This window comes from Serratia grimesii (assembly GCF_900186025.1).
GTDB lineage: Bacteria > Pseudomonadota > Gammaproteobacteria > Enterobacterales > Enterobacteriaceae > Serratia > Serratia grimesii.
Map to the genome: position 1 here is coordinate 1,865,207 of NZ_LT883155.1, position 18,444 is coordinate 1,883,650.

Annotated in this window: 20 protein-coding genes and 1 tRNA gene; 5 read left to right on the forward strand and 16 right to left on the reverse strand. The window is 51.8% G+C overall.

The genetic code is table 11. From position 1 onward, the window contains the following. Positions 1-110 precede the first annotated feature (110 nt). Positions 111-782 carry a DUF2057 family protein gene (locus SGBXF1_RS08630; protein ID WP_186428173.1) on the reverse strand — a complete coding sequence of 224 codons (672 nt, stop codon included), beginning with the start codon at positions 780-782 and terminating at the stop codon, positions 111-113. Between the two features lie 261 nt (positions 783-1,043). Here SGBXF1_RS08630 and SGBXF1_RS08635 point away from each other — a divergent pair, with 261 nt between their 5' ends. Next, positions 1,044-1,457, forward strand: a complete 414-nt coding sequence (locus tag SGBXF1_RS08635; RefSeq protein ID WP_186428174.1) for a CoA-binding protein — start codon at positions 1,044-1,046, stop codon at positions 1,455-1,457. A 61-nt stretch (positions 1,458-1,518) separates the two neighbouring features. Here the strand turns inward: SGBXF1_RS08635 and hspQ are convergent, their stop codons facing one another. After that, positions 1,519-1,836, reverse strand: a complete 318-nt coding sequence (gene hspQ, locus SGBXF1_RS08640; protein ID WP_020826181.1) for a heat shock protein HspQ — start codon at positions 1,834-1,836, stop codon at positions 1,519-1,521. 61 nt (positions 1,837-1,897) lie between these two features. Then, positions 1,898-3,088, reverse strand: coding sequence for a 23S rRNA (cytosine(1962)-C(5))-methyltransferase RlmI (gene rlmI / locus SGBXF1_RS08645; RefSeq protein WP_061807260.1), 1,191 nt, complete (start codon positions 3,086-3,088; stop codon positions 1,898-1,900). Positions 3,089-3,179: 91 nt separating this feature from the next. On the opposite strand from rlmI, the gene yccX reads away from it, so the two are divergent. Then, positions 3,180-3,458: an acylphosphatase gene (gene yccX, locus SGBXF1_RS08650; protein WP_037419320.1), complete on the forward strand. Its 279-nt coding sequence runs from the start codon at positions 3,180-3,182 to the stop codon at positions 3,456-3,458. 4 nt (positions 3,459-3,462) lie between these two features. Here the strand turns inward: yccX and tusE are convergent, their stop codons facing one another. Further along, positions 3,463-3,792 carry a sulfurtransferase TusE gene (tusE, locus tag SGBXF1_RS08655; RefSeq protein WP_037419323.1) on the reverse strand — a complete coding sequence of 110 codons (330 nt, stop codon included), beginning with the start codon at positions 3,790-3,792 and terminating at the stop codon, positions 3,463-3,465. Positions 3,793-3,902: 110 nt separating this feature from the next. Continuing rightward, positions 3,903-4,562: an FtsH protease modulator YccA gene (gene yccA / locus SGBXF1_RS08660; protein ID WP_004942825.1), complete on the reverse strand. Its 660-nt coding sequence runs from the start codon at positions 4,560-4,562 to the stop codon at positions 3,903-3,905. Between the two features lie 228 nt (positions 4,563-4,790). On the opposite strand from yccA, the gene SGBXF1_RS08665 reads away from it, so the two are divergent. Continuing rightward, positions 4,791-4,878 (forward strand) — tRNA-Ser (locus SGBXF1_RS08665). Between the two features lie 119 nt (positions 4,879-4,997). Here SGBXF1_RS08665 and SGBXF1_RS08670 read toward each other — a convergent pair. Further along, on the reverse strand, positions 4,998-6,992 hold the full coding sequence (locus SGBXF1_RS08670; RefSeq protein WP_037419325.1) for a BCCT family transporter: 1,995 nt from the start codon (positions 6,990-6,992) through the stop codon (positions 4,998-5,000). Between the two features lie 469 nt (positions 6,993-7,461). On the opposite strand from SGBXF1_RS08670, the gene SGBXF1_RS08675 reads away from it, so the two are divergent. Next, a complete protein-coding gene (locus SGBXF1_RS08675; protein WP_037419327.1) occupies positions 7,462-7,677 on the forward strand; it encodes a hypothetical protein in 216 nt (71 codons plus the stop codon). 107 nt (positions 7,678-7,784) lie between these two features. Here SGBXF1_RS08675 and SGBXF1_RS08680 read toward each other — a convergent pair whose 3' ends face one another. The 8 genes from SGBXF1_RS08680 to SGBXF1_RS08715 all read right to left on the reverse strand — a co-directional run bounded on the left by SGBXF1_RS08680 (position 7,785) and on the right by SGBXF1_RS08715 (position 16,247). Next, positions 7,785-9,194, reverse strand: a complete 1,410-nt coding sequence (locus SGBXF1_RS08680) for a cytochrome c (RefSeq protein WP_186428175.1) — start codon at positions 9,192-9,194, stop codon at positions 7,785-7,787. After that, a complete protein-coding gene (locus SGBXF1_RS08685; protein WP_186428176.1) occupies positions 9,191-10,846 on the reverse strand; it encodes a GMC family oxidoreductase in 1,656 nt (551 codons plus the stop codon). The genes SGBXF1_RS08680 and SGBXF1_RS08685 overlap by 4 nt, the downstream gene beginning before the upstream one ends. Before the next feature lie 15 nt (positions 10,847-10,861). Next, positions 10,862-11,422, reverse strand: a complete 561-nt coding sequence (locus SGBXF1_RS08690) for a sorbitol dehydrogenase family protein (RefSeq protein ID WP_037419335.1) — start codon at positions 11,420-11,422, stop codon at positions 10,862-10,864. A gap of 412 nt (positions 11,423-11,834) precedes the next feature. Beyond that, positions 11,835-12,632: a DNA/RNA non-specific endonuclease gene (locus SGBXF1_RS08695; protein ID WP_037419338.1), complete on the reverse strand. Its 798-nt coding sequence runs from the start codon at positions 12,630-12,632 to the stop codon at positions 11,835-11,837. Positions 12,633-12,800: 168 nt separating this feature from the next. Beyond that, on the reverse strand, positions 12,801-14,261 hold the full coding sequence (locus SGBXF1_RS08700; RefSeq protein ID WP_186428177.1) for a TrkH family potassium uptake protein: 1,461 nt from the start codon (positions 14,259-14,261) through the stop codon (positions 12,801-12,803). A gap of 137 nt (positions 14,262-14,398) precedes the next feature. After that, positions 14,399-14,710 (reverse strand): hypothetical protein, encoded by a 312-nt coding sequence (locus SGBXF1_RS08705; protein ID WP_186428178.1) that lies wholly within the window; start codon positions 14,708-14,710, stop codon positions 14,399-14,401. Between the two features lie 239 nt (positions 14,711-14,949). Beyond that, positions 14,950-15,549, reverse strand: coding sequence for an NAD(P)H:quinone oxidoreductase (gene wrbA / locus SGBXF1_RS08710; protein ID WP_037419347.1), 600 nt, complete (start codon positions 15,547-15,549; stop codon positions 14,950-14,952). A gap of 77 nt (positions 15,550-15,626) precedes the next feature. After that, a complete protein-coding gene (locus SGBXF1_RS08715; RefSeq protein ID WP_037419350.1) occupies positions 15,627-16,247 on the reverse strand; it encodes a LysE family transporter in 621 nt (206 codons plus the stop codon). A 68-nt stretch (positions 16,248-16,315) separates the two neighbouring features. Here SGBXF1_RS08715 and SGBXF1_RS08720 point away from each other — a divergent pair, with 68 nt between their 5' ends. After that, positions 16,316-17,239 carry a LysR family transcriptional regulator gene (locus tag SGBXF1_RS08720; protein WP_186428179.1) on the forward strand — a complete coding sequence of 308 codons (924 nt, stop codon included), beginning with the start codon at positions 16,316-16,318 and terminating at the stop codon, positions 17,237-17,239. Here the strand turns inward: SGBXF1_RS08720 and SGBXF1_RS08725 are convergent. Beyond that, positions 17,223-17,693 carry a helix-turn-helix domain-containing protein gene (locus SGBXF1_RS08725; RefSeq protein WP_186428180.1) on the reverse strand — a complete coding sequence of 157 codons (471 nt, stop codon included), beginning with the start codon at positions 17,691-17,693 and terminating at the stop codon, positions 17,223-17,225. The genes SGBXF1_RS08720 and SGBXF1_RS08725 overlap by 17 nt on opposite strands. 130 nt (positions 17,694-17,823) lie before the next feature. Then, positions 17,824-18,399 (reverse strand): XRE family transcriptional regulator, encoded by a 576-nt coding sequence (locus SGBXF1_RS08730; RefSeq protein ID WP_061807271.1) that lies wholly within the window; start codon positions 18,397-18,399, stop codon positions 17,824-17,826. Positions 18,400-18,444: the final 45 nt, after the last annotated feature.

Here is an 18,444-nt window from a genome sequence, read left to right on the forward strand (position 1 = left end):
TTCGCTAATCAGGTGATGTGCGACAGATTACTGAAACTGCTTTTCACTGCCTAGCGTTTACACCTGAAAATGCGAAGAAAGCGCGCCTTTAGATAAAAGGCGCCAGAAGCTTAGTGTACAGGCTGCTTGTTTGCCCAATGGAGAAAGCGCTTCTGTGTCTCTTTGTCTGCTTGTAAGAACCAGTATTGCAGCATCTGTTCAGAAACGTTTTCACCTTTCAGTGTCACCGTGGGGGCGTTTAACGCTGCACTGGCCAAAGGGGAGGCTGGTGCGGTGGCACGAACCTGTTTAAAGGCTGGCACTGAGGCTGGGCGATTCTGGCTGTTGTAATCAGACATCACTTTTTCCAGATCAGCACTGAGCGTAGCGCCGTCAGGGTGCAGTACGTCGTGTTTCATGGTCAGCGCGTTGCCATTTTTATCAATAACCTGATAGTTAAGTGTTTTATCGAATCTCTGGCCATCCCGAACAGTTTCAATGCGCGGCAACTCAATGGCGACAGAACTCACATTCTGCGTATTGAAGGTCGCGATCAGTGGTAGCGAGGTATAGGCAGTGCGGTCGTTCTGCCCTGTGCGTACTGACTTAGCCACTTTAAACAGCAACTGATGCTGCCCACCATCCAGTTCTAAACTGTCGGCACCTTTTAACAACGATCCTGTCATTTTCTTGCCGTCGACCACCAAAAGGTCGATGTCGGGGGAGAGTTTCAGGGTCGTAGCTACGGCAGGCATGCTGATACTGATGCTGAGCAGCCCCGCAACCATCAGACCAAATTTCATTGTTATCTCCTTATAATTGGCATCGCTATTAGTGTTGAACACGCCACAGACTGTGTCAAAGTTTTTCAGCATCACCATTTAATTTACAAATGTACACACTTATATTCATTTTGACATTTATTGGTTGAGGTACATGCTGGCAGTGACAGCATCAGACCGCAAAACTGGCTGGGAGTTTCCGTGTTCGTGCGTTTAGCCGATTCAAGGTCAATGGGTTACACTCGATGTAGGGAAATACCCGTGAAAAATTGGGAGCGGAGAATGCAAGATAATGACATTGCTGGCCTGTTACAGCAGGTGAAAACCATTGCACTGGTTGGCGCCAGTGATAAACCCAGCCGGCCGAGCTTTGGTGTGATGGCCTATCTACTTTCACAGGGTTATCAGGTTATACCGGTCAGCCCAAAGTTGGCGGGGCAAACACTGCTCGGTCAGCAGGTCTATGCCACGCTAAATGATGTTCCGCATCCGGTAGATATGGTCGATGTTTTCCGGAATTCAGAAGCGGCATATGAGGTGGCGCAAGAAGCCATTGCGATCGGTGCCAAGGCATTATGGTTACAAATCGGTGTCATTAATGAGCCGGCAGCGGCATTGGCAAACGAGGCAGGGCTGAAGGTGGTGATGGATCGTTGCCCTAAAATAGAGATCCCGCGTTTGGGGTTAGAGCGCTGAATAAAATAAAAGGCCTGGCATTGTGCCAGGCCCTTACAGGGTGTTTCTCAGGCCTGGAGCATTAATTGCGCAGGCGGGGGGCTTGTAACTGGTGACGGATAGATTCCGCCAATTCATCCAGCGATGGCTGTTCAGGATGGGCGTCCTGCGCTTCTCCATCTAACTGTGCTTCCGCCAGATAGGTATGCACCGGTTGACCTTCTTCGTCTTCCATCACCACGTGGTACCAAGGGGCGAAACGCAGGTCTGTATTCGCTGCTATTTCATCAGCTTTAGGCTGTTCCATAGAGTATTCAGGATCGATATCAATCACGACCCCCAAATACCCCAGCAGCTTATGCCGAACTTGTTGTCCGATACCGAATTTGCTGGCAATCATGATGACCTCCTGAGAAACAATGCCTTGCTCTCTATATGAGGGCAAAACAGCGTATTTCAAGTTACATCACCCGACACGCAAACCCTTTCAAATACAGCCCTTCAGGATAAGTCGCGATAACCGGGTGATCGGCAGCCTGACGATACTGCTCTATAAATTGTACATCACGTCCGGCGTCTACAGCGGCATCGGCCAAAATTTTCTGGAATAGATCAGTTGGCATCAGGCCGGAACACGAGAAGCTGAGCAAAATGCCACCCGGATTCAGCAACTGCAGCGCCAACATGTTGATATCTTTATATCCGCGGCAGGCACTGGCCAGTTGGTTTTTGTTTTCGACGAACTTCGGCGGATCCATAATGATCAGATCGAATTTTTCACCCTGCGTGCGGTAGGCGCGCAACAGCTGGAACACGTCATCACGCACAAACTCGGCTTTGCTCAGATCAAGCTGGTTCAGTTCGACGTTCTGTTTGGCAATATCCAGTGCCGCTTGCGACGTGTCGACGCTAATAACCTGAGTACAACCGCCCATCAGTGCCGAGACGGCGAAGGCACCAGTATAGGAGAAGCAGTTAAGTACACGTCGACCGGCAGAATAATTACGGGCAGCCAGGCGACTGTCGCGCTGATCAAGGTAAAAACCGGTTTTATGGCCTTGCTGGATATCGACCAGCAGTTTCATGCCATGTTCGGTGATCGGCAATAAATCAGGGGGCAGATCGCCAACAACCAAGCCCTGTGCCAACGGCAAGCCTTCTTTCTTACGCACCGCAACGTCTGAACGATCGTAGATGGCACATTCCGGGTAGCAATGTTGCAACGCGGTAATGAGCGCAGCACGCTGATATTCGGCACCAGCGGAAAGCAATTGCAGCACCAGGAAATTCTGGAAGCGGTCGATAGTGATCCCCGGCATACCGTCGGATTCACCGGCGATCAGGCGGTAGCCATCTAGCCCGTCACGTTCTGCTACCCAGTCACGCCAGCTTTGCGCCTGTTGTAAGCGGCGGATGAAGAATTCGATGTTAATCTCTTCGTCCTGCTGGAAAGTCCAGACACGGGCGCGGATTTGCGATTCTGGCGAGTAGGCGCCGCGCGCTAACCATTTTCCCTGCGCGTCATGAATATCAATGGTTTCACCGGAAAGGGCTTTACCTTCAATACGTTGAACAGCGCCAGAGAATACCCATGGGTGGCGACGAAGTAAGGACTTTTCACGTCCTTTGGCGAGAAACAGGCGTACGGTCATAATTAAGAATGCTGCCAGCTAGGTAAAAAGGGTGATATCGCCGTGCGCGTGCACAGGCAACATCATAAACGAAAGTGATAAGGGGTCGATTATGACACAAGTTTGCATTGCTGCGTATGTCTATGGCGTGGTGCAGGGAGTCGGGTTTCGCTATAACACTCAGCATCAGGCGACTGCGTTGGGATTAAGCGGCTATGCGCGTAATCTTGATGACGGCAGCGTTGAAGTGGTGGCCTGCGGTGAACAACCGCAGGTAGATAAGCTGGTGGAGTGGCTAAAAAAGGGTGGCCCGCGTAGCGCACGTGTCGATCGCGTGCTGGTAGAACCGCGTGGTACGGCCGATTATCAAGGTTTTAGCATTCGCTATTAGCGCATCAGATGCATTTTACCGGTTTTGGCAGGCCCGCTATTTTTGTTGCCTGCTTGGCTGGCCCCTTGGGGAATAAACGGTAGAGATAGCGGCTGTTGCCTTTCTCTTCACCGTATTTCTGCGCCATGGCTTTCACCAGCATGCGGATTGCCGGTGAGGTATTAAACTCCAGGTAAAAGCCACGTACGAAACGCACGACTTCCCAATGTGCCTCGGTAAGCGTTATTTCTTCCTGGGCGGCTAGCAATGGTGCCAGGGCCTCATGCCAATCGGCGCTGTTTTTCAGGTAACCCTGTGCGTCAGTTTCAATAACCTGACCTTCATACTCCAACATACTGCCTCGGTAACGGGTAATTCAGAACAGTCGCCAGTTTAGCAAACTTTGCCGCTGCAAAAAATAAAGCCCCGCCGGAGCGGGGCTTTAAGTATTTATCACGTGCGATATCAGTTGCTGCGTGCGAAGCCCAAAATGCTCAACAGGCTGATGAACATGTTGTACAGCGACACGTACAAGCTGACGGTGGCGCGGATGTAGTTAGTCTCGCCGCCGTGAATAATGTTGCTGGTCTCCCACAGGATTGCGCCCGCAGAGAACAAGATAAACAGCGCGCTGATAGCCAGATGCAGGGCAGGGATCTGCAAGAACAGGTTAGCGATGACCGCAACCAGCAGTACCACAAACCCAGCCATCATCATCCCAGACAGGAATGACATATCCTTGCGTGTTGTCAGCACATAGGCTGAACAGCAGAAGAACACGACTGCAGTGCCGCCCAACGCCAGCATAATCAGATCGCCAGCACCGGTATTAATGAATGAACTGAGGATTGGCCCCAGGGCATAGCCCATAAAACCGGTCAGTGCGAACGCTGCCAGAATGCCCGCAGGGCTGTTCGCCAGTTTGTGGGTCAAGAACATCAGCCCATAAAAACCGACCAGCATCAGCAATAGACCCGGTGCCGGCAGCCCCAGCATGGTGCTGGCAGTTGCGGTCAGTGCCGAAAACGCCAGCGTCAAAGAAAGTAGAAAATAAGTGTTACGCAAAACCTTATGCGTGCTCAGCAACGAGTCACGCGAGGAGGATGAGACGACAATACGGTCCATAATGATCTCTCTTATCAGGTCATCACAAAATTAGTGACGATGATAGGCAGCGCAAGCGTTTGATTAAAGTTTGTTTACCAATCTTTACCCTTAGTTATCATTGTTGCAACCTTAAGCGGGAGTTGATGGTTTCTTCAACGCTTGCGCGTCAGGTGCTGTTTTTTCGTTCGGTTGAACCGTAATGGGCTTTACAAGCGGATCAGCTCTGTTTATAGTTCGGCTCGTTGCGGAGGGGTGGCCGAGTGGCTGAAGGCAACGGTCTTGAAAACCGTCGACGGGAAACCGTTCCAGAGTTCGAATCTCTGCTCCTCCGCCATAAATTATGACCCCGTGCTCTCTGAGCACGGGGTTTTTTGTTGCGTCCGGAAAATGGTTTGGTAGCACGGGCATAAAAAAGCCGCCCGGATGGGGCGGCTGTAGTCGTCGTTGAGGGAACTAACGAACCAAATGCAGGAAGTGCAGATGTTTCTCGTACTGGTCGAGAATATCGTGAATGATCTGCTCTTGCGTCCAGCCCATCACATCGTAATCCTGTCCACCTTCTTTTAGGTGAACTTCACCGCGATAGTATTTATGTTCTTCGTCACGTTCCTCATCGTTCAATCCAGCCAGGGCAAAGGCCGGTTGAATGTAAGCACGCAGGCGAACTTCATAAACAAAGTTGAGATCCTCACCCAGATCAACCTCAAAACGGATGCGATCGTCCTGTGAATCGTCAATCGAAGACGTGGTGTTTTGCTTAGCTAATTCAGCTTCGACCAGCATCATGGCGGGCTGAACCACTTCACTGACAAAACGTTTTACCTGGGAGCGCTTCGGGAAGTAGGCAATATTACGTAAGCGTCGTTGCCACGAGATCGGGTTACGTGCGGCGGTCGGCGCAATCGTGGTCATCACTTGGCTATCGCGCTTATAGGCATCGATACGCAAGGCTTTTAATAACCCGTAGATAGACACCAGCAAGATCATCGAGAACGGCAGGGCACTGGCAATCGTTACGGTTTGCAACGCGCTCAGCCCGCCGGCAATCAGTAATGCAATCGCGACGACCCCCATCATCGAGGCCCAGAATATCCGCTGCCAGACCGGCGTTTTATCGGTACCACCGGAAGCTAATGTATCAACGACCATCGCCCCTGAATCCGCAGAAGTGACAAAGAACACCACGACCATGGCCATCGCGATAAACGACAGAATATTAGAGAACGGGAAGTGCTCCAGGAAGTTAAACAGCGCCAGGGCTACATCGTTTTGTACCGTGTTAGCCAGATCGCGCGCACCTTCGTTCATGATCAGATTGATGGCGCTGTTGCCGAAAACGGTCATCCAAAGCAGCGTAAAGCCAGCCGGAACAAACAGCACACCGGTGACAAACTCACGAATGGTACGTCCGCGTGAAACGCGGGCAATGAACATACCCACGAATGGCGACCATGATAACCACCAACCCCAATACAGCAGCGTCCAACCGCCCAACCAGTTGCTGGATTTTGGTTCGTAAGCGTACAGGTTAAAGGTTTTACTGACGATATCCGAGAGATAGCCCCCGGTATTTTCAACAAAGGATTTTAATAGCAGTACGGTTGGCCCAAGCGCAGCGACCAAAACCAGTAACAATACGGCCAGACCGAGGTTCAGTTCGGACAGAATGCGGATGCCTTTGTCCAGACCAGACACTACCGACAGCGTTGCCAGCCCGGTAATCACTACGATCAGGATCACCTGTACCGTGGCGTTGATCGGCAAACCGAATAGGTGGTTGAGGCCGGCATTAACCTGCAATACGCCGTAACCCAATGAGGTTGCGACGCCAAACACGGTACCGATCACCGCAAAAATATCTACCGCATGACCAATGGGCCCATAAATGCGATCACCAATGATCGGATACAGAGCGGAGCGTAGCGTCAGCGGTAGGCCGTGCCGATAGCTAAAGAACGCCAAAATCAAAGCGACGATGGCATAAATCGCCCAAGCATGCAGGCCCCAGTGGAAGAAGGTTAGGCGCATTGCCTGTTTAGCCGCTTCCACTGTTTCCGGCGTCCCGGTTGGGGGCGAAAGGTAGTGCATCACCGGCTCGGCGACGCCAAAGAACATCAGGCCGATACCCATTCCGGCAGAAAATAGCATGGCGAACCATGAAACATAGCTAAAGTCTGGCTGGGCGTGATCAGGCCCAAGCTTGATATTGCCGTAACGCGATAAACCCAGATAGGTCACGCTTAACAGGATCAGTGCGACTGCCAGAATGTAAAACCAGCTGGCGTTAGTGAATATACCCTGTTGCAACGCTTTGAATTTGCGATCGGCTAATTCAGGATAGAGGGCGGCAAATGCCACCAGGACGATGATTAATGCGGCAGAGATAAAAAATACCGGAGGATTGATATGGCTACGACGTGCCACAATTTCAGTGTCGTTTTGGCTCATAGAATACCTTCTAGCTAGTCCGTTAGGGAATTGGGGTTAATCCTTTAAAACAACTCCATAAAAAATAGGCGAACAACGTGCCCGTGAAATTTAACCCGGTAAGTATATCGAAAAAACGACCTAATTGTCATTTTTTCGGTCAAAACGGCTATTTTAAATGGTTTTATTAGACGTTTTAGCTATATAAAAATAACGCAGTCAGGATGGGTAATTCACTCTTTTCGAAGGGAAAAGTGCCGCCGCCATATCAGGAATACCAGAGTGCACATAAATACAGCGTCAGGCTGCAAAGAGGAGGCACTTTCGTCATACAACGGTGACCTTAGCGGCATGGTAGAGCAGATCATGATAGAAACGCCTATAACAGCCGCCAGAACCCAGGCGGATGTGCCGTTAACTATTGATCAGGGCAATGCAAAGGTTAGAATAGGGTTACGCGATTGTGTTTAGCTCTGTCATGGAGATCAAGATGAGTGGGTATCAAATAGCATTGTGGACGATGATCTTTCTGAAGTCTGGTGCATTTCTGGTGTTCGTTTGGTGGTGGATGTTCAAGCGTGCAACCAAGCCTTATGTCCGTCCGCAAGATGTTGTGATTGACGAAACGCCGGATGATGACAATCTGACAATGGAAGAAGTGATGAAGAAGCACGGTATTACCCGTGTGGAAAATCAAACCCACTAAAGTATTCCTTGCCGTATCCTTTCCGAATAAGACAGAGCCGATCCCTACATGACTTGCAGCCACGCCTGCAAGCCAGGGATAATTCCCCAGCTTGCAAGTTTCAGGGGTTAACGCCGCTTTCTTCCTACCAACCACACCAGGATGAGCAACGCCAGTACCACAATGCCGATTGCCGGGGCCATATAAGGCTGCAACCGGGCAAGTAGCGGGATCGGACCGCCTTGGCGCAATATGGCGACGTCTACAGCACTGACCTTAACCGTCGGATTACCATACTGTTGCAGGACATAATTGCTGATAGCAGCGATCTGCTGATCGTTTAGCGGATTAACATATGATTGTGGGCCAAAGTTCGGCATGAGCACGTGCTGGTCGCCGACCTTTCGTTCTACACCGAACAATATGGCTGAGATCAGGTTGGCTGGGTTGCTGGCACCGGTGGCGGTATTGTTGAACAACGAGGGATAAGCCTGATTTTTACTGCCGCTACCGTCCGCCTGGTGACAGCTGGCGCAGTTGCCGCTGAACAGTGCCGCGCCGCCGGTCACGGTGTTATTTGCCGTGGCAGGATGTAACCCGCGCAACTGGGCTTCAACATTAAACGGCTTGCCGTAACTGTCTGCAGCCTGGTGGTCGTTGGCGTCTCTGATTGGCGTCGTGCTTTTCAGGTAAACCGCAATGGCCGATAAATCCTCATTGGAGAAATACTGCAGGCTGTTTTCGATGGCTTCCGCCATGCCGCCAGCTGCCTGGTTCTTCCCGGCTACCTGGCCTGTTTTCAAATACTGCACCAATTGCTGTTCGTTCCAGCCGCCAATACCGCTGATGGGATCAGAAGTAATGTTCGGGGCATACCAACTGCCGACCATGCCGCCTGCCAACGCCTGACTATTGTCTTCCGCCATTAACACGTTGCGTGGAGTATGACAGGTATCGCAGTGCCCAGGCCCATTGACCAGATAGGCGCCCCGGTTCCACTGTTCGCTTTGGCTGGCATCCGGTGCGAATCGACCGTCTTTCAGGAACAGCAGATTCCAGGCTGCCATGCTAAAACGCAGATTGAACGGGAATGGCAGATCGGTCAGCGTATTTTTCTGATCGACAGGTTTCACACCGTGCATAAAGTAGGCATACAGTGCCTTGATATCCGCGTCGCTCAACCGGGTGTAAGAGGTATAGGGCATTGCAGGGTAGAGATGGGTGCCATCGGCGCGAATACCGTCCCTGACTGCACGGGCAAACTGCTGTTCGCTATAACTACCAATGCCCTCGGTGTTGGACGGGGTGATATTGGTAGCATAAATCACCCCCATGGGGGAACTGATGCCATAGCCGCCAGCAAACGGCGTACCGCCTTCCGGTTTGGTATGGCAGGCCTGGCAGTCGGAGGCGATGGCAATCTGTTCGCCTTTTTTAATCAACGCCACGCCGCTCAGGTCAGCTTCGTTTGCCGCCTGTACAGCGCTGCTGCCGAGTAACAGCAGGGATAGCAGTGTCAGTCTCGCCTGTTTTTTCATGACTTCACCGCCAGCTTGCGTGCAATGTCATCGGCGGCCTTGATGCCCAACGCCGCCATGGTCAGGGTACTGTTCACCACACTGGCGGAAGGAATGGCACCGCCGCCCGGCAACCAAAGATTGGCATGGTCATGCGTCCGGCAGTTGCCGTCTACTACCGAATCTTCGGGACTGTGCCCCATGATGGTTCCGCCCATAATGTGGTTATTGGCATTTAGGCTGGTGGTGATGTTGAACTCTTCGGCATCGAACAGTTGGCCAATATGTTCAAGCTGCTTATGTGCAGCTTCGGCGCCTTTGCGTACGTAATCACCTACATCGTAATGGATATCTGGGCAGGGTAGACCATGGGCGTCTGTACGGGTTTTACTCAATGTCAGGCGGTTATTTGGGTCTGGTAACGGTTCCAGACTAATGGACAGATCGACGCCATAGGCGGCGCGCCGGCGGATCTCAGCATCCAGCTCTTTACCGACCAACCCTTTTTCCAACGCCTGCTGTGTTGCAGGAACCACCCGATTGATGTTGTTGAGGATCATTTTATTGGCTGAGTAATCCTTGCGGAACTCACCGTCACGTGGGCCAACCAGGCAGCTGCTTTGCGCGGGACCCCGTCCCAGCCAGAGGGGTTCTTTCGCCAGGAAAGTACAGTGAAAACCAGAGTGGTCCATCATATTGCGACCAACCTGATCGGAAGCGTTGGCAATGCCATTCGGGTTGCGTTCATTTGCCGCCATTAGCAGCAGACGCGGGGTTTCTATGCCGTTGCAGGCTAGTGCGAAAGCCTTGGCCGTGGCCTTGTGGGATTGTTTTTTATTGTCCAGCCAATGTACGGCGGTAACCTGGTTCTGATCATCGGTATCAATCTTGTAGACCACGGCTTCTGCCAGTACCACTGCACCTTTCATCTCCGCACGTTCAACGTGATGGATACCGTTGTACATTGCCCCTATCGGGCAAATAGGTTGGCAGTTGTTATTACCGCAGCAGGTTGGGCGGCCTTTCCACGGGTGGATGCTTCGCCCCTGTGGAATAGGGACTGAACGGTAGCCGTGTGGGTTAACCACTTCAGCAAAACGGATATCGCCATGAGCCCAGGGCACCATATCCATCGGGTAGGGTTTGCTGCGCTCAACCGGAGACTGTTGTTGCGGATCGTTGGGACCGGCGACACCGATCTCTTCCTCTGCCCGGCAATAGTAGGGTTCCAGTTCGTCATAAGAAATGGGCCAGTCGCGGCCAACGCCGTATAACGTCTTCATTTGGAAATCACTTGGCACGTGTCTCCAACAAGAGGCTGCCCAATGCCAAGTGGTACCGCCGACGGTACGCAGATAACCTTGTTTGAAACTGCTGGCACTGGGGCCACTCAGGGCAACGTAGTTGTTTTCCGGGAAATAAAGTGGTGCGGTGGCGAACTCTGATTGCGGGTACAGTCCCTGATAATCGGAGCCAGCACGGTTGTCAAAAGGCATATTGCGCCAGTTTTCAACGGCCTGAGCACGCTCTATACGTAGACCCGCTTCCAATACCAACACGGAAAAGCCTTGGCTGACCAATTGATCGGCCATCATGCCACCGACAATACCGGAGCCTACGATCACAATATCTGCCGATGCATTGCCATCGGCGGTAAATACAGGTTTTTTCATCAGAAATCTCTCAGATCACAGGGGAACATTGACGGCTGGCGGGGTTGCGGTCCACCACAGCGGGCCATTGCCACAATAGGTGGGAACGATCAGCGCATCGCTGGCGGGGCGATACATCAGCGCATCTTTATAGGCGATCAGTTCTGCCGTTTGCCCATGACCGACGGTGCCGGTGTACCATGCGGTAATGATTGCCGTGAGCACGTCTTGCAGGCCAGCCTGTGTGGCTTGTTGTTGCAACTGCTTTGCACTTTGGTCCTGTTGCAAAAAGCGGCTGATCTGTTCAACCTTCGAAGTAAACTGGGCATCGTGGTTATGTAGCGCCGTAAAAATACGCGCTGACATGCCCTGATCGATATCGTTATGTTCAGTTAATGTCTGAGAAATTTTGAAGAAGCGCGCAAACTGCAACGGGTTGGTCGCCGCGGTATGTTGTTCAGCCTGGCTAAGGAAAGGATAGCTAAGCAGGGACGTTGCCAGGAGGGTTGAGGCCAGTCCGAGTAAGACTTCCCTTCGACTGAAACCGGTTCCATTTTTGGCTGGTAGCCCACCATCGTCTGATAACAAATTTTCCATGTGTTTTTCTCACAACAGGTGTTAGTGCCGAATAAGGCAAAGGAGAGCGGGTAAAGAGTGATAATAAAAAATAATAAACAATGAAATAACTCCATTGTTTATGGTTTTATGTCTAATAGTTTTGGCGGATATTAACTTGGCGATAACTTTTCAGCAATAATCTTGCCCAGATACCGTGACAAAACAGCACATAAAGAATAAAAAAAGCAGGTACAACGGCAAGTTAGGGTAGGCGAGAGCGCTAGAGTTAGGGCTATTGAGCGGTAAATACTCAGTCTTGAGAGCGGTATTATCCTCGGGATTTTGAGGATTAAATAGGGGATTAATGAGTCATGCTTATATTTAAGCTACCGTTATTATTCTTAATCCAAACCAATAAAAAACCCGCCGCAGCGGGTTCCCGGTGATCACGTTAGCTCTTGCAACCCATCAGTTCCGGCAGGACTCCAGGCTTGGCCTTCAATGAAGCCTGTACATCATCCGGCAGACCCGCCCAGATAATTAAACCAGTGCGCTTTTCGATTTCACTTACCGTCACACGGTACTGGCAGAAATCGGCATTTTTCGGGGTGTTTTGATCAAACAGAAACGCGGCATAGTGGTTCACTTCCGGGCTGTTGTTGATGAAAATGACCTTCCAATAAGCACTAGGAATCGTGTGTGCTTTCTGAGTACCCGGCAATTTGCCCATATTACGTTCGTACAGTGGACCGGTCACGGTATACACCGAGCTGATGTCTGCCCGGTCAATCAGTTTGCGTTCCTGGTCTTCCAGTCGCGCCCAAGAGCCTTGGTTCAGATCGGCCATTTGTGGCGTGATGTTGGAAAGATAGTTCAAGGATTCCCAGTCAGACACCCCAGCCAATGACGCCAGCGGTGCCTGATGCCCACGATCCACCTTCAGCGCTGCATTGGCACCGGTATAGTCTGCCGGCACCAACGTATCAGCCGGGTTCAGTGCAGGGTCGGTTTTCCAGTTGCGTGTCTTGCCACTGGCCGGTGTGTCCTTGGTAATGTGATAAGCCACCCAATTGGCGAATTTGGTGGTGCTGTTGTTGTTCAAAGTATAAGCATGGCGAACGATTGACACATTACTGCTGCCGCCAGTTGGGCAACCGACCGCACAGTTGTCGATAGACTCCAGCGTCTCGGCGGAGGCCTGGGCGGCAAACAACAGTGCGGCGATAGCTAACATCTTGTTAAAGCGCATATTCATATCCTCAATAAGTTAAATTTGTACTGTATATTTGTACAGTAAAGGTAACTTATCGCAATGAAACGAATACAACAATGCAACACATTCATGTTGCGAATGTGTCAGCGTTGGTACAGCACAGTGGGTGATAAAGAGGCCTGGGCTGAGAGGGTCGCAAAAGTATTAAAAACGCCAGAAGGCACGCGAACACAGGATCAACATAGGGTAGATCTCAAGACGACCAAGCAGCATTGCCGCGCACATCAGCCATTTGGCTGCGTCGCTGAGCGTGCCAAACCCGGCAGCTGTTTCCCCGAACCCCAATCCCATATTATTGATACAGGCGGCGACGGTCGCAAAGGAGGTGACCAGGTCATAGCCCATCAGGTTCAGCAACCAGACGAAGAAGCAGCTGAAAAAGACGTAGAGAAAGAAGAAGCTCCACACAGAACGTAACACGCGATCCTGAATGGGAGCGTTGCCGACTTTGATCGTGAAAACGGCGTTGGGATGGACCAGTTGGTTAATCTCATGTCGGCTCTGTTTGTACATGATCAGAAAACGCAGCGCTTTGATGCCGCCGCAGGTTGATCCGACGCAGCCGCCGAAAAAGCTCGCTGCCAAGAGTAGCATAATCGTGTGAGAAGGCATTTTGGCATAGTCAGCGGTGGCTAATCCATTATCGGTCATCATCGAACTGGTGAGGAAAAAACCGTGTACGAAGGCGTCTTTGGCACCGTACATCCCCGAGCGGTAAAGTTCGAAACAGACAATCGCCACGATAATCGACAGCACCAGCAGGAAAAAGCGCAGCTCCGGGTTTTTATACAGAGGTTTCAGGCTGCGGCGCCCTACGGCCACGAAATACAGGGTGAAATTTACTGCCGCCAAAATAGAAAAAATGCCGCCGACCATTTCCACTGCCGAACTGTCGTAATAGCCCAGGCTTTCATTACGGGTGGAGAATCCCCCAAGTGAGACGGTGGAGATCCCATGACAAAGGGCATCGAACCACGGCATACCGGCAACGCGAAATGCGACCGTACAAGCCAGTCCCAAACCGAGATAGATCAGCCACAGATTTTTAGAAGTGTCGGCCAGGCGCGGGGTCAGACGTTCTTCTTTGAATGGCCCTGGCATTTCCGATTGATAAAGCTTGGCGCCACCAATTCCCAACAGCGGCAGCACTGCTACTGCCAAGACAATGACACCGAGACCGCCGATAAAATTGAGTTGAGAGCGGTAGTAGAGGACGGATTTAGGCAGGCCTGATACGTCATTAAGTACCGAAGCACCCGTGGTGGTGATACCGGAGACGCCTTCAAACATGGCATCAGTCAGACTGATGTTTAACGTGTTGTCCATCCATAATGGCAGGGCACTGACAACAGAAAACAGCAGCCAAAACATCACAATGATCAGAAACCCGTCTTGAGTGCGTAATTGTACCTTTGACTGTCGGGTACTGAACCAGCCCAGGCCGCCGAATGAGCCGGCAATCACTAACGTATAGAAGAAGGAAAAAACGCTTTTTTCTTTATATAACAGTGCCACCAATAGGGGGGGGATCATCGACAAGCTGTAAAGAAAAACTAAAAAACTGCAAAGATGAATAACGACCAGAATCTGCTTGTTCTTGACCATACTTGCGTCCGAGTTGCCTGTCGGCAATGCGTCAATTTATTCTTTAAGTATATAAAGAATAAGGCAGACGATATAAAAAAAGCGTAAAAATTCATATCGTCTGAGAAGGTTGGCACGTTTTTTAACCGTGCTGGTGATTATTCCAACAGGTTGTTTACGGTGCGACGCACGTATTGCGTCATTTGCGCCAGATCCTCGGATGACACCGGGCCGCCGCCGGCACGCACCACTTGTTGTTCGATTTGAGCGATCTCTTGCTCGACCTTGTTGGCAATCTGCACCTTAACGATTTTATCTACCGATGAGAGCAGGACTTTAAGTACCACTTTCAGTGCCACATTTTCGCAGAACGAATCGTAGTGATGGATCGCAGGCGGCGCCGCAGGTGGTTCGGGTGCGCGCGGGGCCATAGCCTTAAAACTGTCTACATTTTCAATAATAAGATCCATGTCTCTTATTAGTTCATCAAAATCTTTAGACACTGACTTATTTCCCTTCGCTATGCGCAAAAACAGAACGCCCGTCATCATGACAAATGCCGATGATTGACGGGCAGAACGAATTTCGACCGTGACGTTCAGGTAGTGAATGGCAGGCTGAGCGGCATTTTAACCTTGCGGCGGGTTGGCAACAAGATGGGGCCGAACGAATCAACGGCCCCGTCAGGCAGGTAACGGCAGGTTATCGCTTAACTTTTCAGCTTGGCCGTGATTTTCGCCACGTGTTCACCCTGGTAGCGGGCAATCGTCAGCTCTTCTTGGCTGGGCTGGCGTGAGCCGTCAGCACCGGCAATGGTCGTGGCACCATAAGGCGTGCCACCGCGCGTATGGGAAACGTCAAACAATTCTGGGGTCGCGTAACCGATCGGCACAATAATAAAACCGTGGTGCGCCAGCGTGGTCCAGGTGGAGGTGATAGTGTGCTCCTGGCCGCCGCCGGTACCGGTAGAGGAAAAGACGCTACCTACTTTGCCGTACAGTGCGCCAGAAGCCCACAGCCCGCCAGTTTGGTCGAGGAAGGTGCGCATTTGCCCAGCCATGTTACCAAAACGAGTTGGTGTGCCGAAGATAATGCCATCGTAATCGGCCAACTCCTGTGGCGAGGCGATAGGCGCTTTTTGATTTTGCTTACCGCCAGCTTTGGCAAAGGCGTCAGCCGGGATGGTTTCCGGAACGCGTTTCAGTGTGACTTCAACACCACTGACTCTGCGGGCGCCTTCTGCTACCGCTTCCGCCAGGGTTTCAATATGTCCGTACATTGAGTAATAAAGAACCAAAATTTTCGCCATGTTCCTTGCTCCATTCGGGGGATTGAAAGAGATGCTCCCTAAGCATAGGAGTGAATGATGAACTTATCCTTACGGCTTTATTTTATCCCTGCCATTGCCAACAGTGCACCGAAAGCGATCAGCAAACCACCAAACGCCCTGTCTATACCTTTACGCAGGCGCAGGAGGCGTGCATTAATGCCAGGCGCGGAAAACAGCAGGGCGACGGCACTGAACCAGAGGATATGAGCTAGTGCAATGAATAATCCGTAACCTATTTGCACCCCCAGTGGCGTTTGGGGGTTAACCACTTGCATAAACAGGCTGACGATAAAAATGGTGGTTTTGGGGTTTAGCACGTTAGTTAAAAAGCCGGTTTTCAGCGCGGCAAAGTCGCTAACGGCAGTCGGTGTAGCTGAAGAAGAAGCTGCCACACTAGTGCCTGCGTGACGTAGCATACTAATACCGAGGTAAATCAGATAGGCAGCACCCACCGCTTTCAACAGCGTGAACAGCCACAGTGACTGTTGGATCAACACACCGACACCAATCAGGGTATAGCTGACGTGGATAAGCACACCAGCGCCAATGCCGCAGGCGGTTAACACACCGGCACGACGGGAAAGCAGCAGACTGTTACGTGACACCATAGCGAAATCTGGTCCCGGGCTGATGACGGCGAGTAAAGTGATAGTGACGACAGCGATGAGTTCGGTCATAGTGATCCTGTAAGAAAATCAGCAGAGAGTGGCTGATTTATAAAAGGAATGGTCAACGGTGACAAACGATGAAAACTGACGATATCGGTGAGAAAAACTCACGCAAGGTTAACCGGCCGCTGTCGTTGGGGGGATTGCGCTGTTTTGAGGCTGCAGCAAGGTTGGAAAGTTTCACCCAAGCGGCAAATAGCCTGAGCCTGACGCACGGGGCGGTCAGCAGAGCGGTCAGGGCGCTGGAAGATGAACTCGGCGTTGCATTGTTCGAACGTCACCATCGGCGGGTATACCTCACTGGCGCAGGGAGAATGCTGCTACAAGCATCACAACAGGCGTTCGGTATTCTGGAACATACGGCACAAACGTTGCGACAGCAGGCGCAGAATGCACCGCTGGTGTTGTCTTGTGAGCCGACGCTGCTGATGCGTTGGCTGATACCGCGTTTACCCGCATTTCAGTTAGCGCACCCCGATATCAACCTTCAGTTGGTTGCTGGTGGTGGGCCGTTTTCGTTTCAAGACGGCATTAGTGCGGCTATCCGTCGTAACGATTTTGATTGGGGCGATAAGTTGCACAGCGTGGCGCTGTTCAACGAGCGGGTCGGACCGGTGTGCAAACCCGAAATGGTGCCGCGTTTTATTACCGTTAATGCTGGTCAGTCCACCCTGCGTCATGATGCCGTATTGCTGCACTCCGCTACCCGGCCAGATGCCTGGCAGAAGTGGGCGCAGTCCCAGGATATGGCTCTTGAGGGGCGACCAGACCAGCGATTCGACCATTTTTACTTCAGTTTGCAGGCGGCGGTGGCGGGGATAGGGGTTGCTATTGGCCCATGGCAGCAGGTGCGTGATGACGTTGCATCCGGGCTGCTGAGTGCGCCTTTTGGCTTCATACCAGATGGCAGCGGCTACTGTTTGCTGACGCCGCAGGAAATCCAGCCGGACAGCGCTATGGCCCGGCTGGCTGGTTGGCTACAGCTTACGGCATACGCCTGAGTTTTTGTGCCAGACGTTGTTGTTGCCAGCGACTGAGCGCGTCACGTAACAGCAGGGTTCGCATAGCCCGCATCAGAATCGCGAAACTCATGCCGCCGATGGCCCACAGTGACCAGAGATATTGCGGATGGGTAAACCAGTTGATGGCAAACAACATCAGGCCGATAAGGGCAAAACGTACCGCCATGCTAAGCAACTTGGCCTCCGCTTCAACCTGCCGACGAATTGTTTGTTCGGTCTCACCCGGGTTTTCGTCTTGTGCTGGTATTGGCTGGTAGAGGTCGCTGACCTGTACTCCCAATGCGGCTGCGATCGCGGTCAGGGTTTCCAGACTGGCTTGCTCGCCATTTTCAATACGTTGTACGGTGCGGGTACTGAGGCCGGCGATAGTGGCTAATTGTTCCTGCGACCAGCCTTTGTCCAGCCGTAGTTGCCTGATGCGGTAGGTTTGCATTGCGTTCTCCAACGTGAGTCATCACTGAGGCAAAGTGTAGGGGCAGACATTGCCGATCGCCACGACAGCAACATGACATATGCACGACAGACAGGTGACAACCCACGGAATACACGGGCTGCCGTGGTGATCAGAAGGTGACGTTGCGAATAAAACGCAATGGATGATCTGTACGGTTAGCATAAGCATAGTGCTGATCGCTGTTGAATACCTGGGTTTGGCCAGCATCCAAAATCAATGTTTGCTGTTCCAACAACAACGTCAGACTGCCGGCGATCACATAGATAATTTCGCTCCAGCCTTCAGCGTCAGGTACGGAGTCATAATGTTCGCCCGGCATCAGTGTCCATTCCCACAGTTCAACCCGTTGGCGTGCAGGCACGCTAGCGGCGAACAGCGCCTGACTTTCTGGTTGTCGCCCTTGCCAGGCTAATTCACCCACCAGATGGTTACCACGCGCTTCAGGCGCTTGGATCAGATCGGTGAAGGCGATATTCAGCGCGTCGGCGAGTTTGTCCAGCACCGCCAGACTGACGTTGCGGTCACCGGCTTCAATACCGGCCAGCATGCGGCGACTGACACAAGATCTTTCTGCCAACGCCACTTGGCTTAGTCCTGCTTGTTGGCGATAGCTGCGCAGGTTGCTGCTCAGATATTGCAGCACCTTGGGGGCTTCATGTTTACCGCTGTTCTCTGCATTGCTCATCCGCGGGCTTTACCTCATACTGGCAGGATCTGTGCATTATATTGC

What these genes read in the sequence shown, in the direction of transcription:
- SGBXF1_RS08630 (WP_186428173.1), bottom strand. Translation starts at nt 782, where the DNA reads ATGAAATTTGGTCTGATGGTTGCGGGGCTGCTCAGCATCAGTATCAGC.
- SGBXF1_RS08635 (WP_186428174.1), top strand. Translation starts at nt 1,044, where the DNA reads ATGCAAGATAATGACATTGCTGGCCTGTTACAGCAGGTGAAAACCATT.
- hspQ (WP_020826181.1), bottom strand. Translation starts at nt 1,836, where the DNA reads ATGATTGCCAGCAAATTCGGTATCGGACAACAAGTTCGGCATAAGCTG.
- rlmI (WP_061807260.1), bottom strand. Translation starts at nt 3,088, where the DNA reads ATGACCGTACGCCTGTTTCTCGCCAAAGGACGTGAAAAGTCCTTACTT.
- yccX (WP_037419320.1), top strand. Translation starts at nt 3,180, where the DNA reads ATGACACAAGTTTGCATTGCTGCGTATGTCTATGGCGTGGTGCAGGGA.
- tusE (WP_037419323.1), bottom strand. Translation starts at nt 3,792, where the DNA reads ATGTTGGAGTATGAAGGTCAGGTTATTGAAACTGACGCACAGGGTTAC.
- yccA (WP_004942825.1), bottom strand. Translation starts at nt 4,562, where the DNA reads ATGGACCGTATTGTCGTCTCATCCTCCTCGCGTGACTCGTTGCTGAGC.
- SGBXF1_RS08670 (WP_037419325.1), bottom strand. Translation starts at nt 6,992, where the DNA reads ATGAGCCAAAACGACACTGAAATTGTGGCACGTCGTAGCCATATCAAT.
- SGBXF1_RS08675 (WP_037419327.1), top strand. Translation starts at nt 7,462, where the DNA reads ATGAGTGGGTATCAAATAGCATTGTGGACGATGATCTTTCTGAAGTCT.
- SGBXF1_RS08680 (WP_186428175.1), bottom strand. Translation starts at nt 9,194, where the DNA reads ATGAAAAAACAGGCGAGACTGACACTGCTATCCCTGCTGTTACTCGGC.
- SGBXF1_RS08685 (WP_186428176.1), bottom strand. Translation starts at nt 10,846, where the DNA reads ATGAAAAAACCTGTATTTACCGCCGATGGCAATGCATCGGCAGATATT.
- SGBXF1_RS08690 (WP_037419335.1), bottom strand. Translation starts at nt 11,422, where the DNA reads ATGGAAAATTTGTTATCAGACGATGGTGGGCTACCAGCCAAAAATGGA.
- SGBXF1_RS08695 (WP_037419338.1), bottom strand. Translation starts at nt 12,632, where the DNA reads ATGCGCTTTAACAAGATGTTAGCTATCGCCGCACTGTTGTTTGCCGCC.
- SGBXF1_RS08700 (WP_186428177.1), bottom strand. Translation starts at nt 14,261, where the DNA reads ATGGTCAAGAACAAGCAGATTCTGGTCGTTATTCATCTTTGCAGTTTT.
- SGBXF1_RS08705 (WP_186428178.1), bottom strand. Translation starts at nt 14,710, where the DNA reads ATGGATCTTATTATTGAAAATGTAGACAGTTTTAAGGCTATGGCCCCG.
- wrbA (WP_037419347.1), bottom strand. Translation starts at nt 15,549, where the DNA reads ATGGCGAAAATTTTGGTTCTTTATTACTCAATGTACGGACATATTGAA.
- SGBXF1_RS08715 (WP_037419350.1), bottom strand. Translation starts at nt 16,247, where the DNA reads ATGACCGAACTCATCGCTGTCGTCACTATCACTTTACTCGCCGTCATC.
- SGBXF1_RS08720 (WP_186428179.1), top strand. Translation starts at nt 16,316, where the DNA reads ATGAAAACTGACGATATCGGTGAGAAAAACTCACGCAAGGTTAACCGG.
- SGBXF1_RS08725 (WP_186428180.1), bottom strand. Translation starts at nt 17,693, where the DNA reads ATGCAAACCTACCGCATCAGGCAACTACGGCTGGACAAAGGCTGGTCG.
- SGBXF1_RS08730 (WP_061807271.1), bottom strand. Translation starts at nt 18,399, where the DNA reads ATGAGCAATGCAGAGAACAGCGGTAAACATGAAGCCCCCAAGGTGCTG.